General features: G+C 50.3%; 12 protein-coding genes and 1 pseudogene. 7 read left to right on the top strand and 6 right to left on the bottom strand.

Annotation, left to right across the window (positions count from 1 at the left end; translation table 11 throughout):
* Positions 1-84: 84 nt before the first annotated feature.
* Positions 85-669 carry a hypothetical protein gene (locus tag WFM45_RS20285; RefSeq protein WP_049012450.1) on the bottom strand — a complete coding sequence of 195 codons (585 nt, stop codon included), beginning with the start codon at positions 667-669 and terminating at the stop codon, positions 85-87.
* 910 nt (positions 670-1579) lie between these two features.
* Positions 1580-2134 carry a recombinase family protein gene (locus WFM45_RS20280; protein ID WP_032667372.1) on the bottom strand — a complete coding sequence of 185 codons (555 nt, stop codon included), beginning with the start codon at positions 2132-2134 and terminating at the stop codon, positions 1580-1582.
* 229 nt (positions 2135-2363) lie between these two features.
* Between WFM45_RS20280 and WFM45_RS20275 the strand changes: the two genes are divergently transcribed.
* Both WFM45_RS20275 and WFM45_RS20270 read left to right on the top strand, forming a co-directional pair.
* Positions 2364-2699 (top strand): hypothetical protein, encoded by a 336-nt coding sequence (locus tag WFM45_RS20275; RefSeq protein ID WP_042893383.1) that lies wholly within the window; start codon positions 2364-2366, stop codon positions 2697-2699.
* Positions 2700-2989: 290 nt separating this feature from the next.
* Positions 2990-3913 carry a hypothetical protein gene (locus tag WFM45_RS20270; protein ID WP_024622760.1) on the top strand — a complete coding sequence of 308 codons (924 nt, stop codon included), beginning with the start codon at positions 2990-2992 and terminating at the stop codon, positions 3911-3913.
* Positions 3914-3991: 78 nt separating this feature from the next.
* On the opposite strand, the gene WFM45_RS20265 is transcribed toward WFM45_RS20270, so the two are convergent.
* Both WFM45_RS20265 and WFM45_RS20260 read right to left on the bottom strand, forming a co-directional pair.
* Positions 3992-4315: a hypothetical protein gene (locus WFM45_RS20265; protein ID WP_077139326.1), complete on the bottom strand. Its 324-nt coding sequence runs from the start codon at positions 4313-4315 to the stop codon at positions 3992-3994.
* 53 nt (positions 4316-4368) lie between these two features.
* A complete protein-coding gene (locus WFM45_RS20260) occupies positions 4369-5925 on the bottom strand; it encodes a recombinase family protein (RefSeq protein WP_336957037.1) in 1557 nt (518 codons plus the stop codon).
* A 52-nt stretch (positions 5926-5977) separates the two neighbouring features.
* Here WFM45_RS20260 and WFM45_RS20255 point away from each other — a divergent pair.
* Both WFM45_RS20255 and hofC read left to right on the top strand, forming a co-directional pair.
* Positions 5978-6445: pseudogene (locus WFM45_RS20255) on the top strand (ATPase, T2SS/T4P/T4SS family); the annotation flags it as partial.
* Positions 6442-7641, top strand: coding sequence for a protein transport protein HofC (gene hofC / locus WFM45_RS20250; RefSeq protein WP_336957036.1), 1200 nt, complete (start codon positions 6442-6444; stop codon positions 7639-7641). The pseudogene WFM45_RS20255 and the gene hofC, both read left to right, overlap by 4 nt.
* A 52-nt stretch (positions 7642-7693) precedes the next feature.
* On the opposite strand, the gene WFM45_RS20245 is transcribed toward hofC, so the two are convergent.
* Complete coding sequence (locus tag WFM45_RS20245) at positions 7694-8737, bottom strand: GMP reductase (protein WP_015376656.1); 1044 nt, start codon at positions 8735-8737, stop codon at positions 7694-7696.
* A 362-nt stretch (positions 8738-9099) separates the two neighbouring features.
* Here WFM45_RS20245 and coaE point away from each other — a divergent pair, with 362 nt between their 5' ends.
* From coaE to yacG, 3 genes are read left to right on the top strand one after another with little or no spacing between them, the layout of a single operon-like run.
* Positions 9100-9714, top strand: coding sequence for a dephospho-CoA kinase (coaE, locus tag WFM45_RS20240; RefSeq protein WP_004932729.1), 615 nt, complete (start codon positions 9100-9102; stop codon positions 9712-9714).
* A 5-nt stretch (positions 9715-9719) separates the two neighbouring features.
* Complete coding sequence (zapD, locus tag WFM45_RS20235) at positions 9720-10472, top strand: cell division protein ZapD (RefSeq protein WP_033631789.1); 753 nt, start codon at positions 9720-9722, stop codon at positions 10470-10472.
* A gap of 51 nt (positions 10473-10523) precedes the next feature.
* The gene (gene yacG / locus WFM45_RS20230; protein WP_004932737.1) at positions 10524-10715 is read left to right on the top strand and encodes a DNA gyrase inhibitor YacG; all 192 of its coding nucleotides are present in this window, start codon (positions 10524-10526) and stop codon (positions 10713-10715) included.
* Positions 10716-10754: 39 nt separating this feature from the next.
* On the opposite strand, the gene mutT is transcribed toward yacG, so the two are convergent.
* Positions 10755-11159 (bottom strand): 8-oxo-dGTP diphosphatase MutT, encoded by a 405-nt coding sequence (mutT, locus tag WFM45_RS20225; protein WP_033631788.1) that lies wholly within the window; start codon positions 11157-11159, stop codon positions 10755-10757.
* Positions 11160-11190 lie beyond the last annotated feature (31 nt).

The following is an 11190-nucleotide window of genomic DNA, read 5'->3' as shown; positions in this document are numbered from 1 at the left end:
GGAATACTTACTTCAAAGTGTTCAGCCAGTGCTTTTAATTGCTGGTAAGCTGGCTCACCGATATGTGTTAAAGTGTGGTTCATTTTATGCTGCCTTTTGAATGTGTAAATCAAGGATGTCTTCTAATTCCCTGTCAGAATCTAATTCATCGTTTTCATAGTCACTGTTAAACATTACCTGAATTTCGCCTTTATCATGGCAATGTTCAATCATTATGATTGCTAACTGTAATGCCTGAGTAATATCATTACACCAGCTTTTACTAAAGCCTGTTTCATCCTCTACAGCGGCTGCTGTAATAACGCCTAATCGCTTCATTAAATTAAAGCAGAAAAATGGGGATAGCTTATCTGGACAGCTATTAACGCAACCCGTGAATACATCCTCAACTTTTGAAGGAAGGTTACTTACTGAGTCTTTATCAATAAAATATTGCTGAAGTGTATTCTCCATAGCCTTACGGGGTGTTCCTCTTCTGCGGTAAGGTTTAGTGCTTGCCGGTAATGGTTTATTGAAGCTGGTGTAACCTAATTCGATGAGGGTGTTTTTAAGAGATTCGCGGTATTCAGGGGTATCTATTAAATCGTGGTCATCTGAGAAGAAGCCTTTACCTGTGATTGGCTTTCCAGCCGGAGTCTTGACTCCATTGAATACTTTAGCTTTGTACATTACATAGTGGATACCTCAATTCGTTGTCTAATAAACCATACTAACCTAAATTTAACATTTTGTCAACATTATTAACAATTTGTGACAGGCGCTTTTAGATTTCAGTCAACCAAAAACCTATTATAAATCAATAACATTGAAGTCAGGCATATATGACTGGAAGGATACTTTTCAGGCGCTTGGGAATGGTTACTTTTCAGAGATTGCGTATGCAGGGCTGGTATAGGGTGTTTGCGGTAGGTTCTCCCGCCCAAAGGGGGAACCGTTGAACCGCGTTAGAAGGTGGTTGTACAGATTGATTGAAAAGGAATTTTAAGAGGGCTAGCGCCCTGAATCACCATGATTTATTTGCATCAACCGATTGTAATTGATTGTTTTTTATGCTACCCTGAAAACCTCTTAACAGATTCTTTTTGTTCTTTGTTTTTCATCTTCTTGTCTCTGAGTATCTTTTAAGAGTTCTTTAAAGAAGCCCTTCTAACCTCACCTTGCTTCGCTCATCGGTGATTCTGGTTCCACCTTGTGCCTTGACAGTAAACCATATCGGGATCCGTGAAAGAGGCTTGAAGCTGGTGGATAGATTTTCGGGATTTTTATTTTTCTAAAAAATTTCCAGACCTATTTTTATTTCAGCTTCACCGGAAACTTCCAGCATATCTAAAGCACCTTTTAAGATTTTTCGATAGTCTGAATACCTCTGCTTAGTAGCGCCCTTTTCAAAGATTCCATAGCAATGGCAAAAAATGAACATATCTGAGCCTGTACAGCGTTCTAAGCGATTATTTAATGATGTTAACCCTAACCCATAGGTTAATAATAAAGACTGCTTAGAATGCGTTACAGGGATCCTGATAAACGCCAGACATAAAAAAGCCCCGATAAAGGGGCATTGTGAATCACTATCTAATTGTTACTTGTTCAGTCGATAGAAAGTTGCCTTACTAATCTGTAACTCATCCTGTACCTGCTTTGGCGACATCCCCTGTCCAATTAGTTCCTGAACCTGTTCAGCGGTTGCTTTAATCGGTCTGCCACAATGGACACCTTCAGACTGAGCACGTTTAATCCCTGCTGTTCTACGCTCTGCTATCAAGTCTTTCTCTAAAGAAGCCAATCCAGCCATCATAGTGAGCATAGCCTTACCAACTGGTGTAGACAGGTCGAATCCTTCACGGAGACTGATAACCTTCACACCTTTAGCCTGTAAAGTCTCAACGGTTGAGAGCACATCAATAGTGTTACGGCCTAAGCGGTCAATAGCGATAACAATCAGCGTGTCACCTTCACGAACATAATTCAGCAGGTCACCGAATCCTTTACGCTCTGTAGCCTTAATGCCACCTGATACAGCCTCATCAGAGAACCACTTACCAACCTGATAACCAGCTTCTTTAATCTGCTGCTTCTGATTCTCAATAGTCTGGTCAGAAGTTGATACACGGACATAGGCGATTACAGATGACATTATGGTGATTCCCTGAAAGTTGTCTCAAAACCTAGTATCAAAATAATACCTGTACCAAAAAACAAAATCAACCTTTTGAGACAAACTAATCACACCTTTCAAGACCCTTTTCAGCAGTATCAAAACCACTTCCTTTTGAGACTGCATCGACTGAGGGTTGATTGTAACCACATGACCAATCAATTATCTTGAAAGCCACTTGATAGCCCCTAACATAGACGGTAAGAGCATGTTACACACAGCGGCATTGATTGCCCCAATCATCGGTTATTGTTCGTTCAGTTGTGGGATGACCTCATACTTATGGTGTAAAGGTAAAGAGTTGAGCAAGTTGGGGTGGGTACTTGCCATCTTTAACGTTGCGGCCTTTTTATATCTGAATCACATATTGCTTATTGACCTGATTCAACGTGTGGCTGATACGTCTGATGGCTATATAAGCATCTTTGATGATGACTTTGTGTCGGATGTTTCCCGCAACACCATTCAGATTATGATTACCTATATTGCGGCCTCAACTGCTGGCGGTTACTTTGGAGCAAAGAAGAAATTTAAACAGGATTAAATTCACTGAATAATGCCTGTTCTGAATAAAGAACAGTTAATAGGCTTCAGCTATTGATAATACTGGTTTCGATAGGTTTTTTAAGCCACCTATGAACACTGTTTTTCACTGTTAATTTAGCCATCTAAACGGCTATTCTTCAGCGTTAGCAAGTCATTGAAGGGGTCACTATGGAAATTTCAAGAATCGAAAAGGAAATCTGGCTAACCATAGCGGCTAAATAACTGTCTCACAAACTAACTTTTCACTAAGATGATAAGGATGACACAGCATAAGGAGCTTCAAAGGAAATGAAAGAAACCATTTATAACATCTTCTGCTTTTGTCCTGATGGAGTTCACATCACGCATTGCGGAATCGTTGCGCATGAAAGAGATGGTGACGATAATCAAAAACTGGAATTTTTACGCAAGCAGTTAGACACTGATTTAGCTTCTTGTAGGTCATTTCATGACATTCACCCTTCTGTGCTTGATGGTGACAAACAACTAACTCTCGCAAGATATAATTCAAATATGAGGGTAGGAAACAATTTATCCCCTTTTGAATTAGCTTTACAGGCCATGAATGCCCCCCTTCACCCTTTATCTATTGTTACGCCAGTAGTAGAAGGTAAACTTCATTATCACATCCAACTATCATTGTCTGAACAACTAAGGCATAAGCACATGCCCCATCACCACATAGAAGGTGTTAAAAACTTCCCTGATTACCTTGATGATTACATGAAAGAAGATGGTTTTCATATTAAGAAATTACTCAATGACGACCATATGAAGCCCATCAGAATGCTTTTTAATGAAAAACATTATCTGTCTAGTTTCAAACTGTTAATGTCCTTCATTGACACCATTGCTTACATTGAATATGGTAATTCCAAAAGGGTTTTCCAAAACTGGCTTGATACTTACTCAGAAATTAAAAAACTTGAAATAACATCTGATGAATTATATGAGTTAAGAAACTCACTCTTACACATGACTAACCTGAATTCACATAAGGTGACACAAGGTAAAGAGCGCCGCCTTAGTATTGCTGTTTGCAAAAGAGGCCACCCAACTCAGTGTCACGCTGACATTGTTTATTTGAACTTTACAGACTTTCTATTTTTATTTGATGAAGCTATAGATAAATGGCTTGACACTTATCGTGACAGCAACAAACAGTTAACGTTTATAGAAAGGTATGATGAAGTAGTGAGGGATAACTATTAAACCTTCAGAAGGGGCTATTTCGCCCCTATTCATTCACCGAACTAATATTTATTAAGGCATCCTTTTAAAAGGGACTAATTAGCGAATTGAGCCATCAGGATAAAGATACATTCCACCTTCAAGATAAACGGCTTCACCATCTTCAACAGCTATATCTTCATATAGTGCTGCTAATTCGTTCGGTTCTTTTTCCAGTGAAAGATATGTCTCAACATCATAATCTTGTGCTTCTAATTCTTCATTTGAAGAGACACCTAATTTTTGCTTTAAAGCTACAATATCAAAAATCCAAATCTTGCCATCCTTGACATAATAAGCGCCATTATCATAACCACGCTCATCAAGAACTTTTTCAAAGCCCATTGAAAGAGCTTTAAACACACTATGTTTTTTGTTAGCCATAACTACCCCTGAGAATATTTTTGTTTAGCAATAAGTTACCTTCTTTAGAGGGCTTACTCAATCATCCTGTAAGCGTCAAAATCGAACTCATCAGCTTCTAACACTGGCAAGACTTCTAAGAAGATTTCACCGTCAACCACCCTATCAAGTGGAAAGTTAAGCAGCTTCAAGCCGTTATGTAAGAAGACATCACATTTCTTTCCAGCCGTGTTAAGCCGGATTTCTTTCACTATCCGTTTGATGATAATTTGAGCCTCTATCCGGTCTTTCTTCACGGTTAAATCAAGATGGCTTATTGTCTCAAGCTGGCTTGATTGCTCTCGCTGGTGAACCTCTGAAACGGACTTTTCAGCGTCCTTAATTTGACTATTGAGGGCTTTCAAATCCTTTGCCATTGATTCGGTATCATCTGCCAGCATAGCCAGCTTAATGAGCCTCTCACGCTGTTTCTGAAGCTGTTCTAATTCACTTTGAAGAGAGCCTATAGCAGAGCCATTACCACGATTGAGGGAAAGACGGTTAGTGTTATACAGAAGCCCCTGAACAAGGGCATTATCAGCCAATCGACGGTTGATACTTTTTGCATCACATCGCCCTTCATACCTCATTGAGCACCTGTAAACCCCATGCCATTTTTCAGTAGCACAGTTAACAACGGTCACAAAACCGCATTCACCACAACGCATGACACCTTTAAAAAGGTTGGTGAGTAATGGCTTTTCCGATGATGGTCTGCGGCCTGCACCTTGCTTTAACTGCTGCACAGCATAGAACTGTTCTTCGCTAATTACAGCGGGGTAATAGTTGGGTATCTCCTTCACCCCTTGTGTAACTGTACAATTAGACGGCACTTTGAAACCAATCACTGAGCGGTTATCCAAGAGTGCTTTAACAGTGGTATGAGACCATGCACCTTTAACCGGATTGCGCTGGTTTAGAGTATAGAAACCTTCTTCATTCATCTGTCTGGCGATTCGTACAAAAGGCAATCCCTCTAAGCGAAGCTGAAAGACACGCTGAACCGCTTTCACGTTATCGGGTATCAGTTCAAAGTGAGACATATCACCAGACACTCTGAGCCACGCCACACAGCGCCGTGACATTATCTTACCCTTAGCTGCGTCTTCTCGTTTTGCATCCCATGCAGACCTTAACCGCTTCGATTTAGTGGCGGATTCTTCATTAGCACGCTGCATGATAAGTACAGCTTTAATCAAGCTGAGAGGGTCATTAAGACTTTCCTTCTTGTACCATGAGTTATCAGCCAATGTGACCACATCCACGCCAGCTAACAAAATCTTTCGCAGACGCTCCCTTGCAGTGTCAATGTCTTGACGGCTTACCCTATCCAGTGATTCAACTAACAACACTGAACCCGCCTGAATAACCCCTGATTCAACAGCGGCTAAGAATTCACCAAATGCACCTGATTTAGCATTAGCGCCAGAGTAACCACTTATGCCGAGGTCTTGAAACCTGAGCGACTCATCTAATTGATAGTCTGGATTATTCTTGAGCCATTCATTTATGTACTTGTTCTGGCGTTTGGTTGAGTCTCCAGATGCCTGAATTCTTGAGGAAAATCGAATGTATGAGATTGCTTTTGGCATGAGCTAGTAAGTTACCATGATAGACTTAACAGGAGTTTATCATAAGAGATGTGTAGTCCTGTCGACGCTGCATACCAACTCCACTGCTGAAACCCTGACGCGGCTGATGCACATGGGTATCCCCGGCTACCTGCTCGCCGGCTGCCTGAAGCTGGTCGTCGCCCAGCGGCTGGTGCGCAGGCTGTGTCGCCACTGCCGCTACCCGCAAAGCCAGCCGGCGCATTTTCCCACCGCGCTCTGGCCGGAACCGCTGACCGCCTGGCGCGCCGACGGCTGCGAGCACTGCTTCGGCGGCTATTATGGGCGCATCGGCGTGTATGAACTGTTGGCCATTACGCCGGAAATTCAGGCGGCATTGCTGGCGAACGCCGCTCCCAGTCTGCTGGCGGATATCGCCCGCGAGCAGGGGCAGCTTTCGCTGCTGCAGGCGGGTCTGGCGCTGGCCGCCGAAGGCACGACCTCGCTGGAAGAACTGTACCGCGTGATCGACGTCGTCCAGCCCGGCGTAACCACGCCATGAAAGCGCGCCGGTTGTTTCTGTGGCAGGCTTTCGACGCTCAGGGCACCTTACGCCGCGGCGAACTGATGAGCGATGAAAAACGGCAGGTGAGCCGGCTGCTGATCGAACAAGGCCTGCAACCTTGGCGGGTCGGGCACGGCAAACGCGTCACGCCCGGCCAATGGCGCGGAGAACCGTTAATCCACTTCACCCGCCAGCTCGCTACCCTGTTGCAGGCCGGGCTGCCGCTGGTCAATACGCTGCAGCTTCTGGCGGCAGAGCATCCTTCGGCAGCCTGGCGTTGCCTGCTGCGCCAGCTGGCCGACCAGGTGCGCGAAGGGCAGCCGCTCTCCGAAAGCCTTGCCGCACAACCAAGCGTTTTTCCACTGATCTATCGCCAACTGATCGCCATCGGCGAACTGACCGGCAACCTCGATCGCTGCTGCCTGCAGCTGGCGCAACAACAGGAGGCCCAGCTGCTGCTGCGCCGCAAGGTGACCAAAGCGCTGCGTTATCCCCTCTTCATCTGCGCAGTGGCGCTGCTGGTCAGCGTGCTGATGCTGGTGATGGTGCTGCCGGAATTTGCCAAGGTTTATCAGTCGTTCGATGCGCAGCTGCCCTGGTTTACCCAAGGATTATTGGGGTTGTCCGCGCTGCTGATCGCCGTTGGCCCCTATTTGGCGCTGCTGCTCGGCGCGTTGCTGTTCGGCTACTGCCGCTGGCTGCATCCGCGCCCTCCGTGGCGCCAACGCGAACAGGCCGCCTTGCTGCGCCTGCCGCTAATTGCCCGGCTGGTGAGCGGCGGCGCGCTGAGCCAAACATTTCGTATCCTGACCATGACCCAACGCGCGGGGCTGACGCTGGTGGAAGGCTTGAACGCGGCGGCGCTGGCGGCGGATCATCCGTTGTACCGGCAGGCGCTGGAGCAGGTGCAACGGCAGATCGCCGAAGGCGAAGCGTTTCATCATGCCCTGGGCCTGCAACCGCTGTTTCCGCCGCTGTGCCGGCAGCTGGTGCGGGTGGGCGAGGAGTCCGGTTCGCTGGACGCCTTGCTGGATAAGTTGGCGCAGTGGTATGAACGGCAGACGCACGAGCTGGCCGATACGCTGGCGCAAACGCTGGAGCCGCTGTTGATGCTGGTGGTGGGCGGGATTGTCGGCGCTTTGGTTATCGCCATGTATCTGCCTATCTTTCAACTGGGCAGCGTGCTGGGATAAAGAAGAGGATAGCGGGCGCCGTGGTGCGCGGCGCCCGAATGCAAGCTGCGGCTTATTTGCTGCCGAAGACGCGGTTTTCCTGCTCCGCCACGCGGATAAAGGTGGTGCGCTTGGTCAGCTCTTTCAGACGCTCGGCGCCGACGTAGGTGCAGGCGGAACGCAGGCCGCCGAGGATATCGCGCACGGTAAACTCTACCTCGCCGCGCAGCGGCAGCTTGACGGTTTTGCCTTCGGCCGCGCGATACTCTGCTACGCCGCCGACGTGGCGCTTCATCGCTGACTCGGAGCTCATGCCGTAGAACAGCATAAATTTCTCGCCGTTCTCTTCCACCACGGTGCCTTCGCACTCGTCGTGGCCGGCCAGCATGCCGCCCAGCATCACGAAGTCCGCGCCGCCGCCGAAGGCTTTGGCGACATCGCCCGGCACCGAGCAGCCGCCGTCGCTGACGATTTGGCCGCCCAGCCCGTGGGCCGCATCGGCGCATTCGATCACCGCCGACAGCTGCGGGTAGCCCACACCGGTCTTCACGCGGGTGGTGCATACCGACCCCGGGCCGATGCCGACTTTAACGATGTCGGCGCCGGAGAGGATCAACTCTTCCACCATTTCGCCGGTTACCACGTTACCTGCGCAGATGACGTGATTCGGGCAGGCTTCGCGCGCTTTCTGCAGGAAGGCGACGAAGTGTTCGGAGTAGCCGTTGGCCACGTCGATACAGATGAATTTCAGCGCCGGAGACAGGGCCAGGATCTGCTGCATTTTGGCGAAGTCGGCTTCGGAGGTGCCGGTGGAGACCATCACATGGCGCAGCACCGATTCCGGCATGCGCTGCACGAAGTCAGCCCATTGCTCGACGCTGTAATGTTTGTGTACGGCGGTGAGAACGTCGAAAGAAGCCAGGGCCTCGGCCATGCGGAAGGTGCCCACCGTGTCCATGTTGGCGGCGATAATCGGCACGCCGGACCAGCTGCAACCTGAATGCTTGAAGGTAAACTGACGTTCCAGTTCAACCTCGGAGCGGCTTTTCAGCGTGGAGCGCTTAGGGCGGATCAACACGTCTTTAAAGCCCAACTTCAAATCTTCTTCAATACGCATGACTTATGATTTCCTGGTTAATGGCGACGGATCGCAAGGAGGATATTCGAACCTCTACCCGACGGCTTTCCAGTGGCGCAAAAAGACGGCGGCGAGATTAATGCCAGTTCCAGTGACGTTATAATACGCGCTAATAATCGCCGAACAAGACTGCGAATTCGCCTTTATTTACGCTACAATCCGACAAATTTACCTGCATAATCGCAGTGTGACTGCCCGCTCATTTTTGCCGTGCCGCTGCGTTTTTTCTCACCACCCAATCGGTGCCGATGCGCAAGCGCCGCCTGCCGACTTGCACTTCTGCGCGATCGCTTTATGATTCGACTATTATTTTTTTATGAACATCGGATGCACCTAACACCATGGCCTACATTGTTGCGTTGACCGGGGGCATAGGCAGCGGCAAGACGACCGTCGCGAACGCCTTTGCGCGCCACGGCGCAACCCTTGTCGATGCCGACGTGATCGCCCGTCAGGTCGTCGAGCCGGGCACCCCTGCCTTGGCCGCGATCGCCGAACGATTTGGTAATGAAATGTTGCTGCCGGATGGTGCGTTGGATCGCGCTGCGCTGCGTCAGCGTATCTTCAGCCATCCCGATGACAAAACCTGGCTGAACCAGCTGCTGCACCCGCTGATACACCGTGAAACCCAGCGCCAACTGGCGCAGGCCACCAGCCCGTACGCGCTGTGGGTGGTGCCGCTGCTGGTGGAAAACCGCCTGCAGGATCGCGCCGATCGGGTGCTGGTGATCGACGTCGACGCCGAAACCCAGCTGGCTCGCACCATCGCGCGCGACGGCGTAAGCCGTGAGCAAGCGCAGAGCATTCTCGCCGCCCAGGCCACGCGCCAGCAGCGCCTCGCCGTGGCGGATGACATTATTGACAACAGCGGCGCCGCTCAGGGGATAGAGCCACAGGTCGCCGCTCTGCATCGTCGCTACCTTGAACTGGCGGCAACAGCGCCCCAACAGGATTAAACTGCATGAGTGATGTTTCCCCAACCGTTCTCTTTGAACACCCGCTGAACGAGAAGATGCGCACCTGGCTGCGCATCGAATTCCTGCTGCAACAGCTGCACGGCCAACGCGCCCTGAGTGAAACCGCCATCGCCCTCACCTTCTTTCGCACCGTCTCCGACTTGCTGGACGTGCTGGAGCGCGGCGAAGTGCGCACCGAACTGCTCAAAGAGCTGGAGCGCCAGCAGCAGAAACTGTTGGCCTGGGCCGATGTGCCAGGCGTGGATATGGCGCTGATCGACCAGCTGCGCGGCCAGCTGAAGTCGCGCTCATCGGCGCTGATGGCGGCGCCGCGCCTCGGCCAGGCGCTGCGCGAAGATCGGCTGATCGGCCTGGTGCGTCAGCGGCTGAACATTCCTGGCGGTTGCTGCAGCTTCGATCTGCCGACCCTGCACATGTGGATGCACGCGCCGCAGCAGGATCGCGATACCGACGTCGCCGCCTGGCTGCAGTCGCTGGAACCGCTGAACCAGGCGCTGATCATGGTGTTGGATCTGATCCGCCAATCCGGGCCGTTCCGCAATCAAATCAGCCTGAACGGTTTTTTCCAGGACAACGCCGAAGGGGCGGATCTGCTGCGCCTGCGCCTCCATCTGGCGCCGCAGCTTTATCCGCAGATTTCCGGCCATAAGACGCGTTATGCCATTCGTTTCCTGCCGCTGGACAGCGAACATGGCGCGGTGCCTGAACGCCTGACGTTCGAACTGGCCTGTTGTTGAACTTATGCAAGAAAGCCTTCTCAGCACTGTCAGAAGGCATAAGGAACCGTTATGACGACCGTAGTAAAATGCCCAACCTGTGGCACCGGCGTGGTTTGGGGTGAAGTCAGCCCATTCCGGCCGTTTTGCAGCAAACGTTGCCAGCTGATCGATCTTGGCGAGTGGGCCGATGAAGAGAAGCGCATTCCGAGCAACAGCGATCTGTCGGAAAGCGAAGACTGGAGCGAAATGGACGATCGCTGATCGCCCGCTGTTGGCCTGGCGGACGCCAGGCCAAACTGGTTATTGCGCGGCGTTCGCCTGTGCCACCAGCAGCTGAATAATGCCGACGTTGGCTTCCGGGAACTCGTCTTCACGCAGGTCCGCCTGTTTTACCCAGCGCATCGGTTGCCCCTCGCGGCCGAACGGCTCACCCGCCCAGGCTTCTACCAGATAAAAATTCAGCGTCACGATGCGATCGCTGAAGCGGTGCTCCACCACCTCCAGCAGTTCGGCGCGTTCGGCTTCGATACCGGTCTCTTCCCGCAGCTCGCGGCTCAACGCCTGTTCCGGCGTTTCACCCTGTTCGATCTTACCGCCGGGAAACTCCCAGAATCCGGCCATGTGCGCGTCAGCGGCGCGGCGGGTAATAAAGATCTCCTGTTGAGCATTGCGGATAATGCCCACGGCGATATTCAGATGTTTCATCTCACCCTCCTGATGGATGCCAAAAAACAGG

The sequence above is a fragment of the Serratia sp. KG1D genome, assembly GCF_037150675.1.
GTDB lineage: Bacteria > Pseudomonadota > Gammaproteobacteria > Enterobacterales > Enterobacteriaceae > Serratia > Serratia nematodiphila.
The sequence above is the reverse complement of the archived record's forward strand: the minus strand, read 5'-3'. Positions and strand labels throughout refer to the sequence as shown.